Annotated in this window: 16 protein-coding genes and 1 pseudogene; 11 read left to right on the top strand and 6 right to left on the bottom strand. The window is 67.0% G+C overall.

What is annotated here, in order from left to right; translation table 11 throughout:
• Window positions 1-285 precede the first annotated feature (285 nt).
• Window positions 286-1,515: a CaiB/BaiF CoA transferase family protein gene (locus K320_RS0100940; protein ID WP_024537034.1), complete on the top strand. Its 1,230-nt coding sequence runs from the start codon at window positions 286-288 to the stop codon at window positions 1,513-1,515.
• 107 nt (window positions 1,516-1,622) lie between these two features.
• Here the strand turns inward: K320_RS0100940 and K320_RS17890 are convergent.
• Both K320_RS17890 and K320_RS0100930 read right to left on the bottom strand, forming a co-directional pair.
• Window positions 1,623-2,441 (bottom strand): annotated as a pseudogene (locus K320_RS17890) (mechanosensitive ion channel family protein).
• A 148-nt stretch (window positions 2,442-2,589) separates the two neighbouring features.
• Window positions 2,590-3,546 carry a LysR family transcriptional regulator gene (locus tag K320_RS0100930; protein WP_024537033.1) on the bottom strand — a complete coding sequence of 319 codons (957 nt, stop codon included), beginning with the start codon at window positions 3,544-3,546 and terminating at the stop codon, window positions 2,590-2,592.
• Between the two features lie 104 nt (window positions 3,547-3,650).
• Between K320_RS0100930 and K320_RS0100925 the strand changes: the two genes are divergently transcribed.
• The 8 genes from K320_RS0100925 to fba all read left to right on the top strand — a co-directional run bounded on the left by K320_RS0100925 (window position 3,651) and on the right by fba (window position 11,007).
• Entirely contained in the window at window positions 3,651-5,111 is a 1,461-nt protein-coding gene (locus K320_RS0100925) for a form I ribulose bisphosphate carboxylase large subunit (protein WP_024537032.1), read from the top strand.
• A gap of 26 nt (window positions 5,112-5,137) precedes the next feature.
• Window positions 5,138-5,572, top strand: coding sequence for a ribulose bisphosphate carboxylase small subunit (locus K320_RS0100920; RefSeq protein ID WP_024537031.1), 435 nt, complete (start codon window positions 5,138-5,140; stop codon window positions 5,570-5,572).
• The gene (cbbX, locus tag K320_RS0100915) at window positions 5,565-6,473 is read left to right on the top strand and encodes a CbbX protein (RefSeq protein ID WP_024537030.1); all 909 of its coding nucleotides are present in this window, start codon (window positions 5,565-5,567) and stop codon (window positions 6,471-6,473) included. Before K320_RS0100920 ends, cbbX begins: the two co-directional genes overlap by 8 nt.
• The gene (locus K320_RS0100910) at window positions 6,470-7,192 is read left to right on the top strand and encodes an HAD-IA family hydrolase (RefSeq protein WP_024537029.1); all 723 of its coding nucleotides are present in this window, start codon (window positions 6,470-6,472) and stop codon (window positions 7,190-7,192) included. The genes cbbX and K320_RS0100910 overlap by 4 nt, the downstream gene beginning before the upstream one ends.
• A 22-nt stretch (window positions 7,193-7,214) precedes the next feature.
• Window positions 7,215-8,306, top strand: coding sequence for a class 1 fructose-bisphosphatase (locus K320_RS0100905; protein WP_024537028.1), 1,092 nt, complete (start codon window positions 7,215-7,217; stop codon window positions 8,304-8,306).
• A gap of 17 nt (window positions 8,307-8,323) precedes the next feature.
• Complete coding sequence (locus K320_RS0100900; RefSeq protein ID WP_024537027.1) at window positions 8,324-9,208, top strand: phosphoribulokinase; 885 nt, start codon at window positions 8,324-8,326, stop codon at window positions 9,206-9,208.
• Entirely contained in the window at window positions 9,205-9,882 is a 678-nt protein-coding gene (gene gph / locus K320_RS0100895; RefSeq protein WP_024537026.1) for a phosphoglycolate phosphatase, read from the top strand. Before K320_RS0100900 ends, gph begins: the two co-directional genes overlap by 4 nt.
• An 87-nt stretch (window positions 9,883-9,969) precedes the next feature.
• Entirely contained in the window at window positions 9,970-11,007 is a 1,038-nt protein-coding gene (fba, locus tag K320_RS0100890) for a class II fructose-bisphosphate aldolase (protein WP_024537025.1), read from the top strand.
• 22 nt (window positions 11,008-11,029) lie between these two features.
• Here the strand turns inward: fba and K320_RS0100885 are convergent, their stop codons facing one another.
• From K320_RS0100885 to gloB, 3 genes are read right to left on the bottom strand one after another with little or no spacing between them, the layout of a single operon-like run.
• Window positions 11,030-11,926: an alpha/beta fold hydrolase gene (locus K320_RS0100885; RefSeq protein ID WP_024537024.1), complete on the bottom strand. Its 897-nt coding sequence runs from the start codon at window positions 11,924-11,926 to the stop codon at window positions 11,030-11,032.
• A gap of 44 nt (window positions 11,927-11,970) precedes the next feature.
• Window positions 11,971-13,506 carry a transglycosylase SLT domain-containing protein gene (locus tag K320_RS0100880; protein WP_024537023.1) on the bottom strand — a complete coding sequence of 512 codons (1,536 nt, stop codon included), beginning with the start codon at window positions 13,504-13,506 and terminating at the stop codon, window positions 11,971-11,973.
• Window positions 13,503-14,279, bottom strand: coding sequence for a hydroxyacylglutathione hydrolase (gloB, locus tag K320_RS0100875; protein ID WP_024537022.1), 777 nt, complete (start codon window positions 14,277-14,279; stop codon window positions 13,503-13,505). The genes K320_RS0100880 and gloB overlap by 4 nt, the downstream gene beginning before the upstream one ends.
• Between gloB and K320_RS0100870 the strand changes: the two genes are divergently transcribed.
• Together K320_RS0100870 and rnhA are read left to right on the top strand one after the other, a co-directional pair.
• Window positions 14,278-15,072: a class I SAM-dependent methyltransferase gene (locus K320_RS0100870; protein WP_024537021.1), complete on the top strand. Its 795-nt coding sequence runs from the start codon at window positions 14,278-14,280 to the stop codon at window positions 15,070-15,072. The two genes, gloB and K320_RS0100870, sit on opposite strands and share 2 nt — an antisense overlap.
• 97 nt (window positions 15,073-15,169) lie before the next feature.
• Window positions 15,170-15,610 carry a ribonuclease HI gene (rnhA, locus tag K320_RS0100865; RefSeq protein ID WP_407059748.1) on the top strand — a complete coding sequence of 147 codons (441 nt, stop codon included), beginning with the start codon at window positions 15,170-15,172 and terminating at the stop codon, window positions 15,608-15,610.
• Between the two features lie 49 nt (window positions 15,611-15,659).
• Here rnhA and K320_RS0100860 read toward each other — a convergent pair whose 3' ends face one another.
• Window positions 15,660-17,879, bottom strand: a complete 2,220-nt coding sequence (locus tag K320_RS0100860) for a TonB-dependent hemoglobin/transferrin/lactoferrin family receptor (protein ID WP_029695675.1) — start codon at window positions 17,877-17,879, stop codon at window positions 15,660-15,662.
• Between the last annotated feature and the right edge of the window lie 124 nt (window positions 17,880-18,003).

Genomic DNA, 18,003 nt, shown 5'->3' with positions numbered 1-18,003 from the left:
GGTGCATCGTCCTAGTGTAGGGTCGCACTCTTGGAGGCACTTATGACGAGCCGCCAAGGGGCCAGATGCGCGGCGCATGGCCGCAGACATGGTGCCTCCCTGTCAAGGCCATGCAACAAAGCAGATGGCCCCTTGGCGACTTGCCCGAAGGGAACGGTCAAAAATGCCCACAGCGGCGTTGCAGCTCTTGACAAGGGCACCACCATTGCCTGCGAGCTGCGCCTTGCTGCGAGCATTTTTGACCGTTTCATAAGTACCTCCAAGAGTGCGACCCTACACTAGACCATGCGAATCGCCTCAACCGTGTCTGCTCCCGCCGAAGAAAAACCCCTGCCGCTGGCCGGCGTGCGCGTGATCGAAATGGGCCAGCTCATCGCCGGGCCGTTCTGCGCCAAGACACTGGGCGATTTTGGCGCCGAGGTCATCAAGATCGAGCCGACGGGCGCGGGTGATCCGCTGCGCAACTGGCGCCTCATCAGGGAGGGCACCTCCGTCTGGTGGCAGGTGCAGTCGCGCAACAAGCAGTCCATCGCGCTCGATTTGCGCCAGCAGCAGGCGCAGGACATCGCGCGCAGGCTGCTGGCCGAAGCCGATGTGCTGGTCGAGAACTTCCGCCCCGGCACGCTGGAGGGCTGGGGCATGGCGCCCGGGCAGCTGCAGGCGCTCAATCCGCGCCTCATCATCCTGCGCATCTCGGGCTACGGCCAGAGCGGGCCTTACCGCGATCTGCCGGGCTTCGGCCTGATCGCCGAGGCCATGGGGGGCTTGCGGCACCTCACGGCCGAGCCCGGCCGCGTGCCGGTGCGCGTGGGGGTGTCGATCGGCGATACGCTGGCTGCGCTGCATGGCGCGCTCGGCGTGCTGATGGCGCTCTACCACCGCGATGCGCGCGGCGGCACGGGGCAGGTGATCGATGTGGCGCTGTACGAGGCGGTCTTCAACTGCATGGAAAGCCTGATCCCGGAGTACGACGCCTTCGGCGCCGTGCGCGAGCCCGGCGGCAGCGCGCTGCCCGGCATCGCGCCGAGCAATGCCTACCCGTGCATTGACGGCTGGGTGCTGGTGGCCGGCAACGGCGACAGCATCTTCAAGCGCTTGATGGCGGCGATTGGCCGCGACGACCTGGGCGAAGCGCCCGACCTGGCGCACAACGCCGGGCGCGTGGCGCGCGTGGCCGAGATCGACGGCGCGATCGCCGACTGGACACGCGGGCGCCAGGTGGACGCGGTGGTGGCCGCCATGGCGCAGGCGCAGGTGCCGGCGGGCAAGGTCTATACCGCGCGGGACATCGCCGAAGACCCGCACTACGCGGCGCGCGGCATGCTGCTGGATCAATCCACGCGCGACGGCTACAGCGTCAAGGTGCCGGGCATCGTGCCCAAGCTCTCGGCCACGCCGGGCGGGGTGCGCCGCAGCGCGCCGCATCTGGGCGAGGATACCGATGCGGTGCTGGCCGCTCTGGGCATCACGCCCGGGCAGATCGCCGCGCTGCGCGAGCGCGGCATCGTGCAGTAATTCCATTTCCAGATCATTCGATTACTTTGTCGGCTTCGCTCGCCGTGCAACAGCACTGTCTTCGCTTCGCCTTCGCGTACTCGAACGATCTGGATTTGGAATAAGGCTCAGTTGACCGGCGCGTTGCGGTAGGCCATCGGCGTCTCGGGCACCGGGTAGCCGGCTTCGGTGAACACGCGCACGATGGCCTTGTGCGTGTCGAAGTACACCTGCCAGTAGTGGTCGGTGTGGGTGTAGGGACGCACGCAGAGCTTGGGGCCTTCGGGCGTGAATTCCAGAATTTCGATGTCCGGTGCTGGGTCTTGGGAGACGTTGGCGATCGCGGCGATGGCCGGGCGCAGGCGCTCGATGGCGTCCAGCGGGTTCACGCCATTGGCCACCTTGGCCACGCAATCGACGCGGCGCACCGGCAGGGCACTGAAGTTCTGGATGTTGTCGCCGAACACCTTGCCATTGCCCACCACAGTGACGACGTTGTCGGGCGTGATGACGGTGGTGGCAAACAGCCCCAGCTCCTTCACCGTGCCCACGGTGCCGCCGGCGCTGATGAAATCGCCCACCTTGTAGGGACGCAGCACCTGCATGAACACGCCCGCGGCGAAGTTGCCCAGCATGCCGCTCCAGGCGGCGCCGATGGCGAGCCCCGCGCCGGCGAGCAGTGCGGCGAACGAGGTGGTCTTGACGCCGAAGATGTCCAGGATCGCGAGGATCAGGACGACGTTGAGCAGCACGGCAATCACCGACTGCAGGTACTTGGAGAGCGTGGCATCGATCTTGCCGCCGCGCGCGATCAGCTTGCCCATCAGCCCCACGGCCAGGCCGATGAGCCAGCGTCCGATGATCTAGGCGGCGATGGCGGTGATCAGCTTGATGCCGAAGTCCGCGCCCTGGGTGGTGATGAAGTGCCAGATGTCCTGCGTGTTCATGGGAGTGCCCGCCTCGGAAAAATCAAACGGCGCAGTTTAGGGTTTGCCGTGGACGCAGACTGTGGAACATTGTCAAACCGGTGCTCCGAGGCGTCTGAAAATAAAGCAATGAAAATGGCTTTTGCGTCTATCCAGCATGCGTCTGCAGCTATGCTTTCGTTGATTTTTCAAAAGGCGCCAAAGAGAGGTGCCGCCCGAATTGCTGTGCCAGAAAGGCTTCTCCCTGCTCAAGGATGAAGTAGCGAAAGCGCTCCGCCGCGGGCGAGAGCAGCTTGGCGTGGGTGTGCACCACGTTCCAGGAGCGCAGCACCGGGCCGCCCTGCACGTCGATGATGCCCAGCAAGCCGTGCTCAAGCTCCAGCCCCAGCGTGTGCAGCGAGAGGAAGGACAGGCCCATGCCGGCGATCACCGCCTGCTTGAGCGCCTCGTTGCTGGACATCTCCATGCGCGTGGCGGGTGTGCTGCGGTACTGGTCGAAAAACGCCTGCAGCGCCGCGCGCGTGCCCGAGCCGCTTTCGCGCATCAGAAAGCCCCAGGGCTGCAGCGCGCCGAGCGGTACGCTGCCGCGCGCCAGCAGCGGGTGGCCGGCGGGGGCGACGAAGACATGCGGGTGCGCGGCAAACGGTTCGGCGCGCGTGGCGAGCTCTTTGGGCGCCCGGCCCATGATGGCGATGTCCACCTCGTTGGCCTGCAGCATCGCGTAGAGCTGCGCGCGGTTGCCCATGGCCAGCTGCACCTCTATGCCCTCGTGCTCGCGCTGGAATTGCGCCAGCAGCCGCGGCAGAAAGTACTGCGCCGTGCTCACCATGCCTATCGTCAGCCGCCCGGCCTGCAGGCCCTTGAGGCGCGCGGCGGCATCTTCCGCGTCCTTGAGCGTCGCGAGAATCTTGCGGGCATAGACCAGCATGTATTCCCCGACGGTGGTCAGCGCCACCTGGCGGCCGTCGCGCTCGAACAGCGGCAGGCCGATCTGCCCTTCCAGCTCCTTGACCTGCATGGTCACGGCGGGGGGCGTGAGGTGCAGGGCATCGGCCGCCTTGCGAAAGCTCAGGTGGCGCGCCACCTCGCTGAAAACGCGCAATTGGCGGAAGGTGGCGTTTTTCATTCAGTAAATCCTGAATTGATTGTGAAGAAACAATGAATTTACCTTATTCGTGTTTTTTCCTAGAGTGCACTCCATTGCAAGCCGCACCACCCAAGGAGTCCGTCATGAGCACTGAAGTCACCGAAATCACCGACGCCAGAAAGCGCTACAAGGCGGGCGTCCTCAAGTACCGCGAGATGGGCTACTGGCGCCCCGACTACCAGCCCAAGGCCACCGACGTCATCTGCCTGTTCCGCATCACGCCGCAGGAAGGCGTGGAGCCCGAAGAGGCCGCCGCCGGCGTGGCGGGCGAATCGTCGTGTGCCACCTGGACGGTGGTCTGGACCGACCGCCTCACCGCCTGCGACGACTACCGCGGCAAGGCCTACCAGGTCGAGCAGGTGCCCAACAACCCGCAGCAATGGTTTGCCTGGATTGCCTACGACCTGACGCTGTTCGAGCCCGGCTCGATCGCCAACCTGACGGCCAGCCTGATCGGCAATGTCTTCGGTTTCAAGCCGCTCAAGGCGCTGCGGCTGGAAGACATGTTCCTTCCCGAGGCCTACATCAAGACCTTCGATGGTCCGCCCACCGGCCTGATCGTCGAGCGCGAGCGCCTGGACAAATACGGCCGCCCGCTGCTGGGCGCCACCACCAAGCCCAAGCTGGGACTGTCGGGCCGCAACTATGGCCGCGTGATTTACGAAGGCCTCAAGGGCGGGCTGGACTTCATGAAGGACGACGAGAACATCAACTCGCAGCCCTTCATGCACTGGCGCGACCGGTTCCTGAACGTGATGGATGCGGTGAACAAGGCGCAGGCCGTGACTGGCGAGATCAAGGGCAGCTACCTGAACGTGACCGCCGCCACCATGGAAGACATGTACGAGCGCGCCGAGTTCGCCAAGGCTTTGGGCAGCGTGGTGGTGATGGTGGACCTGGTGATCGGCTGGACCGCCATCCAATCCATGGCCAAGTGGTGCCGCCGGAACGACATGGTCATGCACATGCACCGCGCGGGCCACAGCACCTACACGCGCCAGAAATCGCATGGGGTGAGCTTTCGCGTGATCGCCAAATGGTGCCGCCTGGCGGGTGTGGACCACCTGCACACCGGCACGGCCGTGGGCAAGCTCGAGGGCGATCCGCTGACCGTGCAGGGCTACTACAACGTCTGCCGCGACAGCTACACCAGGAAGGATTTGCCACGCGGCCTGTTCTTCGACATGAACTGGGCCGATACCAAGAAGGTCATGCCGGTGGCCTCCGGCGGTATCCATGCCGGGCAGATGCACCAGCTGCTGCACCTGTTCGGCGATGACGTGATCCTGCAGTTCGGCGGCGGCACCATCGGCCATCCGCAGGGCATACAGGCGGGCGCGACGGCCAACCGCGTGGCGCTGGAGGCCATGGTCAAGGCGCGCAACGAAGGCCGCGACATCCTGGCCGAAGGCCCGCGGATTCTCCAGGACGCGGCGCGCTTCTGCACCCCGCTCAAGCAGGCGCTGGATACCTGGGGCGATGTCACCTTCAATTTCGAATCCACCGACAGCAGCGACTACGCCGTCACCCCGGCCGTGGCCTGAAGCACGCCACCAAGGAGCACACCACCATGATGACCAACCCGACACAGCGCCTGACGCAGGGCCAGTTCAGCTTTCTGCCCGATCTGACGGATGCGGAAATCAGCGCCCAGATCCAGTACGGACTGGACAAGGGCTATGCCTGGAGCGTGGAATACACCGACGACCCGCACCCGCGCAACCAGTACTGGGACATGTTCGGCATGCCCATGTTCGACCTGCGCGACCCGGCCGGCGTGCTGATGGAGGTGAACCACTGCCGCCAGACCTTCCCCAGCCATTACATCCGCATGATGGCGTTCGATTCGACGCGCGGCGTGGAATCGGTGGCGATGAGCTTCATCGTCAACCGGCCCCAATACGAACCGGGTTTCCAGCTCGAACGCTCGGAGGAGGCCGGGCGGATGATGCGCTACAGCACGCGCAGCTACGCTGCCGGCATGCCCGAGAACGAACGTGGCTGAAACCCCCGTGCGCGGCAGCGCGCGCAGCGTGGCCGAAGTGCTGGCGCAATCGCAGGTGGAGCAGGTGCTGGCGGAGCTCGACAGCGACCTGGTGGGCCTGGCGCCCGTCAAGGCGCGCATCCGCGACATCGCCGCGCTGCTGGTGATCGACACGCTGCGCGCCAACCTCGGGCTGGAGAGCCAGGCGCCCAGCCTGCACATGTGCTTCACCGGCAACCCCGGCACCGGCAAGACCACGGTGGCCATGCGCATGGCGCAGATCCTGCACCGCCTGGGCCGCGTGCGCAAAGGGCACATGGTCGCGGTCACGCGCGATGACCTCGTGGGGCAGTACATCGGCCATACCGCGCCCAAGACCAAGGAAGTGCTCAAGAAGGCGATGGGCGGCGTGCTCTTCATCGACGAGGCCTACTACCTCTACCGCCCCGAGAACGAGCGCGACTACGGCCAGGAGGCGATGGAAATTCTGCTGCAGGTGATGGAAAACCAGCGCGATGACCTGGTCGTCATCCTCGCCGGCTACAAGAACCGCATGGATACGTTTTTCCAATCCAATCCCGGCATGTCGTCCCGCATCGCGCACCACATCGATTTCCCGGATTACGGCGTTCCAGAGCTGCAGCAGATCGGCCTTTGCATGCTGGCGCAGCAGAACTACCGTTTTGACGCCGAGGCCACGGACGCGTTCGAGCGCTACCTGCGCCTGCGCATGGAGCAGCCGCACTTTGCCAATGCGCGCAGCGTGCGCAATGCACTGGACCGCGCCCGTCTGCGCCAGGCCAGCCGCCTGTTTGCCGACCGCGACCGCCAGCTCACGGCCGACGATCTGACGACCATCACCGGGCCGGACCTATTGGCCAGCCGTCTTTTTCAACCCTCCGTACCCGCCGAGGCGCCATGACATCCGCCGCACTCGAAGGCCTGGTTTTTGATGTGGACGGCACACTGGCCGACACCGAAACCGTGCACCTGGCCGCCTTCAACCAGGCGTTTGCCGATCTGGGCATGGACTGGCACTGGGACGAGGCGCTCTATACCCGGCTGCTGGAGGTCTCCGGCGGCAAGGAGCGCGTGCAGCACTACTGGCAGCAGATGCGCCCCGATGTGCGCGCGATCGATGCGATGGCGGTGGAGCAGACGATGGCGCGCATCCACGAGATCAAGACCGCCCACTACGAGGCGGCGGTGAACGATGGCGCGGTCCAACTGCGTCCCGGCGTGCTGGCGCTGATCGAAGAGGCGGCTGCCGCCGGCCTGCGGCTGGCGATCGCCACCACCACCTCGCCGGTGAACATCGCCGCGTTGCTGCGCCGCGCCATGGGCAGCGACTGGCGCTCGCGCTTCGCCGCCGTGCAGGACGCGAGCAGCGCCCCGCTCAAGAAGCCGCACCCCATGGTGTACCAGCAGACACTGGCGCAGCTGGGGCTGCCGGCAGCCGCCTGCCTGGCGTTCGAGGATTCGGCCAACGGCCTGCGGTCCGCGCTGGCGGCGGGGCTGGCCACCGTCATCACGCCCGCGCGCTTCACCGCGCGCCATGATTTCGCCGGTGCGCTGCGCGTGCTGCCCAGCCTGGAGGGCGTGGGCGTGGATGATCTGCGCGCCTGGCGCGCTGCCGCCTGAAAAATGCAAGACAGGGTGCACCATGCTCCAACCCCACCACACCACGCTGACGCAATTTTTGATAGAGCAGCGCAGGCGCCACCCCGGTGCCCGCGGTGATTTCAACGGCCTGATCCTGGCGGTGTCGCTCGCCTGCAAGGCGATTGCGCGCACCGCTGCGCTCGGCCGGCTCGCGGGCCAGGAGATGCCTGCGGCGGGCGATGTGAACGTGCAGGGCGAGCAGCAGAAGCCGCTGGACGTGCTGAGCAACGACTGGTTCATCCGCCTGTGCGAGTGGGGCGGCAGCCTGGCGGGCATGGCATCCGAAGAGATGGAGCAGCCCCACGCCATTCCCGCGGGGCTGCCGCGCGGCAAATACCTGCTGGCGTTTGACCCGCTGGATGGTTCCAGCAACATCGACGCCAATGTCTCCATCGGCAGCATTTTTTCCGTGCTGCGCGCGCCGCCGCAGGTGATGGCCAGCGAACGCGAGGTGGGCGAGGCGGATTTTCTGCAGCCCGGCTGCGAGCAGGTGGCCGCCGGCTACGCGCTCTACGGCCCGAGCACCCTGCTGGTGCTGTCGGTGGGCAATGGCGTGCACGGCTTCACGCTTTCGCCCGATCTGGGTGAGTTCCTGCTGACGCACCCGGATATGCGCATCCCCGAGGAGACGCAGGAATTTGCCATCAACGCCTCCAACAACCGCTTCTGGGAAGCGCCCGTGCGCCGCTATGTGGAGGAATGCCTGGCCGGGCGCACAGGGGTGCGCGGCAAGGATTTCAACATGCGCTGGATCGCCTCGCTGGTGGCGGAGACGCACCGCATCCTCACGCGCGGCGGCGTCTTCCTGTACCCGCGCGATACCAAGGATGCGAGCAAACCCGGGCGCCTGCGCCTGCTGTATGAGGCGAATCCCATCGGCTACCTGATAGAGCAGGCCGGCGGGCGCGTGAGCACCGGGCGCGAGCCGCTCCTGAAAGTGCAGCCCACCGGCCTGCACCAGCGCATCGGACTGGTATTTGGCTCCAGGAGCGAGGTCGAGCGCATCGAGCGCTACCACGCCGAGCCGCAAGCGGCGCCGGAGGATGGAATCCCGCTGTTCCACGCCCGCAGCCTGTTTCGCGAAACCGTTTGAGAACTCCGAGACCAAGCATGTCCGACCGCCATCCCATCATCGCCATCACCGGCTCCAGCGGCGCCGGCACCTCGACGGTGACGCGCACCTTTGCCAACATCTTCAGACGCGAAGGCGTGCAGGCCGCCGTCATCGAAGGCGACAGCTTCCATCGCTACGACCGCGCCGAAATGCGCACCCGCCAGGCCGAGGCCGAGAAGGCGGGCAACAAGCATTTCAGCCACTTCGGGCCGGACAACAACCTGTTCGGCGAATTGGAAAACCTCTTCCGCGGTTACGGCGAAACCGGCCAGGGCCAGGCGCGCAAGTACCTGCACAACGCGCAGGAAGCCGCGCCCTACCAGCAGCCGCCGGGCACCTTCACCACATGGGAGGCGCTGCCCGGCGATACCGATCTGCTGTTCTACGAGGGTTTGCATGGCGCGGTGGTCACGCCCGAACACGACATCGCCCGCCATGTCGATCTGCGCATCGGCGTGGTGCCGGTCATCAACCTGGAGTGGATACAGAAGCTCTGGCGCGACCAGCACCAGCGTGGCTACAGCACCGAGGCGGTGACCGACACCATCCTGCGGCGCATGCCCGACTACGTGCACTACATCGTGCCGCAGTTCGCGCAGACGCACGTGAATTTCCAGCGCGTGCCCATGGTCGATACCAGCGACCCCTTCATCGCGCGCGACATCCCGAGCGCCGACGAAAGCATGGTGGTGATCCGCTTCGCCAACCCCAAGGGCATCGATTTTCCCTACCTGCTGGGCATGATCCATGACTCCTGGATGAGCCGTGCCAACACCATCGTGGTGCCCGGCGGCAAGATGGAGCTGGCGATGCAGCTCATCTTCACGCCCTTCGTCTGGCGCATGCTGGAGCGGCGCAAGCGTGTGCTGGGGGCGGCATGAACGCGCGCCGCTTCGATGCCGTGCTGTTTGACCTGGATGGCACGCTGGTGGAAACCTCGCCCGAGATCGCCGACGCCACCAACGACCTGCTGCGCGACCTCGGCCTGCCGCCCGTCGCGCAGCCGCAGGTCGATGCCTGGATAGGCCACGGCACGCGCGAGCTGCTGGTGCAGGCATTGGCCCATGTGCGCCAGCTGCCGCGGGACGCGGTGCGCGCCGACGGGGCCATGCCCACCATCGCCGCGCAGTTCGACCGCCACTACCACCGCCGCTGCGGCACGCACAGCCGCCTCTACCCGCGGGTGATGCAAACCTTGCAGCAACTGCGCGACCAAGGCACGCGTGTGGGAATAGTGACCAACAAGGAGGGCCGCCATACCGAGCGCGTGCTTGCAGCGCACGGGCTGCCGGCGCTGCTGGATGCCGTCATCAGCGGCGACAGCCTGCCGACGAAGAAGCCGGACCCGGCCGGCATTCTCCAATGCCTGCGGCAGTGGGGCGTGGCGCCCGCGCGCGCGCTCTTCGTCGGCGATTCGCGCATCGACATTGCGACGGCGCGCAATGCCGGCGTCGCCGTCTGGGCGCTGCCCTATGGCTACAACATGGGCGAGCCGGTGGCGGACAGCCAGCCGGACCGGATGATCGACGACATCGGCGCTCTGGTGGCCACGTGAATTTTGAATAAAAAACACCGCCAGCGCTTATGTGGCGGGCGCCTGCAGCTATCAATTCAATCCATCCAACTTCCGAGGAGAGCATCCATGGCATTGGCTTCCCTGCGCCAGATACTGGACCACGCCGCCGAGCACGGCTACGGCGTGCCGGCCTTCAACGTCAACAACCTGGAGCAGATCCAGGCCATCATGCAGGCCGCGCAGGCCTGCGACAGCCCGGTCATCCTGCAGGCATCAGCCGGTGCGCGCAGTTATGCGGGCGAAGCCTATCTGCGCCACATGGTGCTGGCGGCGGTGGAAACGCACCCAAACATTCCCGTCGTGCTGCACCAGGACCATGGCGCATCGCCCGCCGTCTGCCTGCAGGCCATCCGCTCGGGCTTCACCAGCGTGATGATGGATGGCTCGCTCAGGGAAGATGCCAAGACCCCGTCGGACTACGACTACAACGTGGCGGTCACCGCCAAGGTCTGCGAGATGTCGCATGCCATCGGCGTTTCGGTCGAGGGCGAGCTGGGGTGTCTCGGGTCGCTGGAAACCGGCGAGGCGGGCGAGGAGGATGGCGTGGGCGCCGAGGGCACGCTTTCGCGCGACATGCTGCTGACCGACCCGCGGCAGGCGAAGGATTTCGTCGCCCGCACCGGCGTGGATGCGCTGGCGATTGCGATTGGCACCAGCCACGGCGCCTACAAGTTCACGCGCCAGCCCACCGGCGAGGTGCTGGCGATGGCGCGCATCGCGCAGATCCACGCGCAGATTCCCGACACCCATCTGGTGATGCATGGTTCGTCGAGCGTGCCGCAGGAGTGGCTTTCCATCATCCGCGAGTATGGCGGCGATATCAAGGAAACCTATGGCGTGCCGGTCGAGGAAATCCGCCGCGGCATCCAGAACGGCGTGCGCAAGATCAACATCGATACCGACATCCGCCTGGCCATGACGGGGGCGATGCGCAGGCTCATGGCCACCAGGACATCCGAGTTCGATCCACGCAAATTCCTCATCGCCGCGCGCAGCGCCGCCGCGGACATCTGCAGGGCGCGCTTCGAGGCCTTCGGCAGCGCCGGGCATGCGTCCGGCATCAAGGTGCTGCCACTGGAAGCGATGGTGCAGCGCTACCGCTGATATGACTTCGCCTTCAAACGTATCACTGCGTTGGCTCGCCTTGCCGTGCTGCAGCACTGCTCTGCGGCTTGCCGCCTTGTTCTGCGCTTGAATGCAAAGTCGTATGAGGCGCCTGCAGCGCCTGCAGGTTCAGAAGTGCTGCCTCTATCGCCGCGGCCGTGGCGCGCGGCTGCTCCATCGGAAACAGGTGGCTGCCGTCCAGCATCATGGTGCGCCCCTGCGTGATGCGCTGGGTGAAGGCCATGCCCACCTGCCGCATTTCATGCGATGCGCGGCCGCCGAGGAAGGCGGCCGGGCATTGCAGCGGCTGGCGGCGCAGCAGTTGCGCCAGGTTGTGCGGCAGGGTGTTGTAGATCCGGGTTTCGACGGCGCGGTCGAAGGCCAGGGTGAACTGCCCGTCCAGCGGCACGAGGCCGGTGGCGATGTAATCCCGCAGCACCGCGGCATCCCAGCGGGCAAAGGCCTTTTTGCGGCGGAAGTGCTCCAGCGCTTCTTCGCGGCTGGCCCAGATGTTGCGCCGGGCGCGGCTGATGCGCCCGGGCGTGAGCGAGCCGATCACCTGCGCCTGCTTGGCCATGCCGACGGCGCCGGCCTTCCAGCCGCTCACCAGCGGGGAATCGATGAGCAGCACGCCGCGCGCCAGCGCCGGGTGCATGACAGCCGCCATCAGGCTCAGATAGCCGCCCAGTGAATGGCCGACGAAGAAGGCGGGCTCTCCGTCGCGCTGTTGCCGTTCTTCGGCGTGATCGGCCAGCTGCTGCACCAGATGGGGCCAGTTGCTGGTCACCGGGTAGCGCGCGTCGTGGCCGAAGCGCTCGACCGCACTGACGCGAAAGCCCCGTTCCTGCAGCAGCTGGAACAGGACGCGGTAGGTGCCGGCGGGGAAGCTGTTGGCGTGCGAAAAGACGATGGTGCTCATGGTGGCGATGTCCGGAGCCGGCCCGCGCTGCAACGCGCCACGCCTCAGCGCGATGCGCGCTTCTTGGCGGGGGCCGCTTTTTTGTGGGCGGGGGGCGACTTCGCCTGGCCGGCGCGCTTGACGGTGGAGGCCGTCTTGCGGGCGCCGGCGGGCCGCTTGCCCGGGCTGGCGCCGTGCGCGGCCGGCGTGTTGCGCGTGGTCAGGTAGAGCACGATGGACTCGCCCGGTTTGAAGTGGCTGCTGGTCTTGAGGTCGTTCCAGTCGGCGACATCGCTCGCCTTGACCTTGTAGCGCCGGGCGATGCTGGCCACCGTATCATGCCTGCCCGCGCGCACCGTGCTGCGGCGCACGACGATCTCGGGCGTGAAGGCCATCTGGCCGTTGTCGGCGACGCTGCCGGGCACGTCCTTGCCGCTGCCCGCGGCGCGCGGCACCATCAGCGCCGAGCCGGCCTTGATCATCATGCGCGGCGGAATGCCGTTCAAGCTGCGCAATTCGGCCTCGCTCATGCCGCTGCGCTGGGCCGCGGCGCTGACGGTCATGTTCGAAGGCACGGTCCATACCGTCCAGCTGGCCAGCCGCCCCTCGTGGTAGTTCAGCATGTTGCGCCGGAAGCTTTGCGCGCTCTCCCAGGGCAGCAGGACCTGCGGCACGCCGGCCGCCAGAATCACCGGGCGGTGCAGCGAGGGGTTGAGCTCGCGGAAATCCGCCTCGCTGATGCCGGCCATCCTGGCCACCAGTGCGACGTCGATGTCGCGCGCGATGTCCACGGTGTCGAAATAGGGGTGGTTGCCGATCGCCGGCAGCGCGGCCTGGAAGCGCTCGGGGTGCGCCACGATGTTCTTCACCGCCTGCAGCTTGGGCACGTAGAGCCGGGTTTCGTTCGGCATGGTGATGTCTTCGTAGCCGGTGGCCAGCCCGGCCTTTTCGTTGCGGGCGATGGCGCGCGCCACATTGCCCTCGCCCCAGTTGTAGGCCGCCAGCGCCAGGTGCCAGTCGCCGAACATGCCGTGGAGCTTCTGCAGGTAATCGAGCGCCGCGCGGGTGGAGGCGAGCACGTCGCGCCGGTCATCGCGGAAGGCGTTCTGCTTGAGGTCGAAGTAGCTGCCGGTGGCGGGCATGAACTGCCACATGCCGGCCGCCTTGGCGCTGGAGACGGCCTGCGGGTTGAAGGCGCTCTCGATGTAGGGCAGCAGCGCCAGCTCGGTCGGCATGCCGCGCAGCTCCAGTTCCTCGACGATGTGAAACAGGTATTTGCTCGAACGCTCGGTCATGCGCTGCATGTAGTCCGGGCGCGTGGCATACCACTGCTCCTGCCCGCGCACCAGCTCACTGCCGAGATCGGGCATGGCGAAGCCGCGGCGGATGCGTTCCCAGAGGTCCGCCGGCACGCTCACGACCGCCACGCCGCTGCCATGCGCGCTGCCGCCTGCCGCGATGGTGCTCAGGGGCTGCGTGGGAACGTCGGGTGAACGGGCGCTGGTGTCGCTGCCTGCCGCGGCAGGGCCGCTGTCTGGCGCGTGGGCGCATCCTGCAAGCCACAGCAGGCTGGCCAGCGCCAGCAGGTGCAGCCATTTCATCGAAAGGTGTTTTTCCATTGCCTGAGGCTGGCCAGAACGCTGACGGGGTCACTCACAACGGTGCCCGCGTCATGCGTCTGGGCCGCGCGCGCCACGGCGGCCTGGTCCGTGCGCAGAAAAGGGTTGATGGCCTGCTCCGTGGCGATGCTGGAGGGCAGCGTCGGCTGCCCGGTCGCACGCAATTGCCGGCAGGCGTCCAGGTAGCGCGCCAGTGCCGCGTTGTCCGGTTCCACCGCGCGCGCAAACGCCAGATTGGAGAGGGTGTATTCATGGGCGCAGCACACGCGCGTGCTGCCCGGCAAGGCCGCCAGGCGCGCCAGCGATGCGTGCATCTGCGCCGGCGTGCCTTCAAACAGCCGCCCGCAGCCGCCGGAAAACAGCGTATCGCCGCAAAACAGCAGCGGCGCGCCGTCCATGGCCGCGCAGTAAAACGCGATGTGGCCGGCGGTATGCCCGGGCACGTCGATCACTTCAAATGCCAGGCCCAGCGCCTGCACCGTGTCGCCGCCCCGCAAGGGCGTGACCGGCACCGGCATTTTTTCCAGCGCCGGACCCCAGACGGTGGCGCCCGTGGCCCGCACCAGTTCGGCGACGCCGCCGACATGGTCCGGGTGGTGGTGCGTCACTAGAATCGAGCGCAGGGTCAGCTGCGCGCGTTCCAGTGCTTCACGCACCGGCGCTGCATCGCCCGGGTCCACCACGAGGGCATCGCGCCCGTCGTGCACCAGCCAGAGGTAGTTGTCGGAGAAAGCGGGCAGTGGCAGTAATTTCATGAGCGCCAAAATTATAAGTTTCGACGGCTGGCTGCAATCGCCGCCGGGGCGCTATCTGCTGGAATGGGAGCAGGAGCGCTGCGACGAGCTGGTGGCAGACATCTTCGGCTACCACGCGCTGCAGCTGGGCTTGCCGCAATTGCAGGGCCTGCGCGCCAACCGCATGCAGCACCGCTGGCTGGCGGTGAATGCGCCGCTGCCGGAGCCTCCCGAAGAGGCCGCGCGCCCGGCGCTGTGGGCCGACGCGGTGCAATTGCCCTTCGGCCCCGCGAGCCTTGACCTGGTGCTGATGCCGCATACGCTGGAGCTGAGCGCCAGCCCGCATGCGGCGCTGCGCGAGGCGGCGCGCGTGCTGGTGCCCGAGGGGCGGCTGGTGATCAGTGGCATCAACCCCTGGAGCCTGTGGGGCCTGCGCCAGCGGCGCATGCAGTGGTATGCGCGCCTGGGCGCGCGCGGCCCCCTGTTCATCCCGCAGGCGGAGGAATTTCTTTCGCCCTGGCGCCTGCGCGACTGGCTGCGCCTGCTGGATCTGGAAGTGGAAAGCGTGAGCCTGGGCTGTTTTGGCCCCGCCAGCCGCAACGCCCTGTGGCTGGACCGCATGGGCTGGATGGACCGCGTGGGACCGCATGGCTGGCCGGTGCTGGGCGCGGGCTATGTGCTGGTGGCCGTCAAGCGGGTGCTGGGCATGCGCCTGCTGGAGCCGGCCTGGCGCACTGTGCGCGCGGCGCGCGGCGCGGCGGTGCCGGTGGCGCGGCGCGAACCCGCCGAAACCGTGCGTGTGCATTGCGATTGATGGGGCCTGAAGCTTGTACTGAAGCCGCTCCCACGGCCAGAGACTGCACCAGGCGGAACCTTTGAAACTGGAGTGATTGAACGTGGAGCGTGTCGAGATGTATACCGATGGCGCCTGCAAGGGCAACCCCGGCCCGGGCGGCTGGGGCGCGCTGCTGCGCCGCGCGGACGTGGAAAAAGAGCTGTGCGGCGGCGAGCTGCTGACGACCAACAACCGCATGGAGCTGCGCGCCGTGATCGAGGGCCTGAGCGCCCTCAAGCGCCCCTGCGAGGTGGACCTGTACCTGGACAGCCAGTACGTGCGCCAGGGCATCACCGAATGGATCCACGGCTGGAAGAAGAAGCACTGGCGCACGGCGGCCGGCCAGCCGGTGAAGAACGTGGCGCTGTGGCAGCAGCTGGACGCGCTGGCGCATGGCGCGGGCCACCACATCCGCTGGCATTGGGTCAAGGGCCATGCCGGCCACCCCGGCAATGAGCGCGCCGACGCGCTGGCCAACCGGGGGGTGGAGCAGGCGCTGGCGCAGCGTGATTCATGAAAATCATAGCTGCAAGCGCTTGATGGGTATGCGCTGCAGCCGTTTTTGATCAAAAATCCTTGACCAGCGAAACCCGCAGGCTGCGCCCGGGCTGGGAGTAGGCATCGAGCACCGGCGCATTGGCCGCCTGCCCGTAGACGTCCGGCCAAAGCCAGTATTTGCGGTTGGTGAGGTTGTGGATGGCGATGTTGATGCGCGTGTCCCTGGCAGGCCGCCATTGCGCGCCCAGGTCCAGCGTGGTGTAGCCCGGCGGGGCGAACTGTACCTCCGGCCGCGAATTGAAGATGTCGCCGCTGTCGATGTCGCCTGGCTTCTTGGCCAGCCGGTGGCGCGCGGTGGCCCAGAGCGACCACGGCGCCGTGTCGTAGCGCAGGCCCAGGATGAGCTGCGCCGGATCGACGGAATTGAGCGGCTTGCCGCTCTCAAGGTTGCGCCCGCGCGCCATGCCCCAGGCAAAGGTGCTGGCCAGGCGCCCGCCCGCCACCATGCCCCAGTCGTAGCGACCCTTGAATTCGAAGCCGTGGATGCGCGCGCGGCCGACGTTGACGGTCTGAAAGAGCCGTTCGGTGGGCGTGTCCTTCACCAGCTCGGCGTCGACGATCAGGTTGGAATACTGGTTGACGAAGGCGGTGAAATCCAGCTGCAGGCGCTCAAGGCGCGCGCGCGCGCCCAGCTCGAAACCGCGGCTGCGTTCGGGCTTGAGATGGGGATTGGGAATGATGAGCACGCGCGTGCCGGGCACGATGGCTTCGTAGCGGTCGTTGAGCTGCCCGGGTTCGGGCGTGCGAAAACCCTGTGAATACTGGCCGAAGAAGCTCCACTCGTGCGTCGCGCGCCAGAGGATGCCGAGCTTGGGCAGCACGGCCGATGCCGTGAGCGATTGCCCGGGCTGCGGCGAGGGCGGGAAGAAGCCGGCCTGGCTGCTTACGTCGACGGCCGTGCGCTCGATGCGCAGGCCGGGCGTGAAGGTCCAGTCGCCCCAGACGGATTCATCCTGCACATAGGCCGCGAGACCGGTTTCGCGCGTGTCCGGAAAGCGCTTGAGCGGGAACATGTCCGGCGGCAGCGGGTTCAGGCCGTCATACAGGTTGGTGATGGCGCTGCGCGTGCCCTGCGCGCCGTAGGCGATGCGGTGCGCCCAGCCGCCCGAGCGCAGGACTTTTTCCGCCTGCAGATCGAGCTGCCAGATGCGCTCGTCGTAGCGGTTGTCGCGCACGCGGTGCACGCCGCTGTTCAGATCGCTCTCGCCCACGCGCCGCGAATCGCCGCGCTGCAGCGCCAGCACGGTGCGCAGCTGGTCGGCCCAGGCACTGTCGATGTCGTAGTGCGCGTCCCATGCCAGGCGATCGCGCCCGGCGGCGTAGCGCGAGCTCTCGCGCAGCACGTCGCCCGGCTTGCCGGGCTGGACGGCGCGGCTGGAGAGCAGCTCGGCGCTGGAGTGGCGCCGTACATGCTCCAGCGTCAGGATGTGGCGCTGGCCGCTGCCCGGGCGCAGCACCAGCCTGGCCAGCAGGGCCTGGTCGCGGTCCTGCTGCGGGTTGGCCGTCGTGCGGCTGGCGTTGGGCGCATCGTTGCCGCCCATGGTCTCGCTGGCATGCGAGCGGCGGGCGCTGGCGGTCAGCATCCACTGCGCCGCATCGCCGGCGCGGCCCGCGACGGTGGCGGCCAGGGTCTTGCCGTCGTTTTCGCCGGCCCACTGCAGGGCGGCGCGCCCGCCCAGCGTTTTCTTTTCCCCGGCACCGGTGCCGCGCAAAAAGTCCTCGGGGTTGTAGGTGACGAAGTTCACCACCCCGGCCAGCGCGTCCGAGCTGTAGAGCGCCGAGGCCGGGCCGCGCAGCAGCTCGACGCGCTTGACCAGCTCCAGCGAGAGGTATTCGCGGTCGAAGATGGCCGAGCGCGAGACGTAGCTGCGCGGCATGCGTATGCCGTCCACCGTCATCAGCACGCGGTTGCCGCCGATGCCGCGGATGTTGATGCCGGTGTTGCCATCGCGCGCGAAGGCGGCGGAGGCGGCGCTGACCGCCAGGCGCGCCGGCGCGGTGCGCACCGAGGTGTTGGGCAGATCCTGCAGTGCATCGCGCAGGGTCTGGCTTTGCTGCTCTTCGAGCTGCCCGGCGCCGATGATGTCGATGGACTGCGGCAGATCGTCCGCCGCCTGCTCCTGCATCGAGCCGCTGACCACCATCTGCGGCAGCTGCGCGGCCGGCTGCGCCTGCGCCAGGCCGGCGAGCAGGGCGCAAAGGGACAGTGGGCGCCAATGCGGCGGCAATCGGGCGTTTGAAAAAGGATGAAACATAAAGATACAAAATAACTGAGCGCGCATTGAGATAACGCTGGAATACCAAGCATCTTACGAGAGGAAACCAAGGGTTATCACCTACGAGACAGGAAGT

The sequence above is a fragment of the Comamonas badia DSM 17552 genome, from assembly GCF_000484635.1.
GTDB lineage: Bacteria > Pseudomonadota > Gammaproteobacteria > Burkholderiales > Burkholderiaceae_C > Comamonas_C > Comamonas_C badia.
The sequence above is the reverse complement of the archived record's forward strand: the minus strand, read 5'-3'. Positions and strand labels throughout refer to the sequence as shown.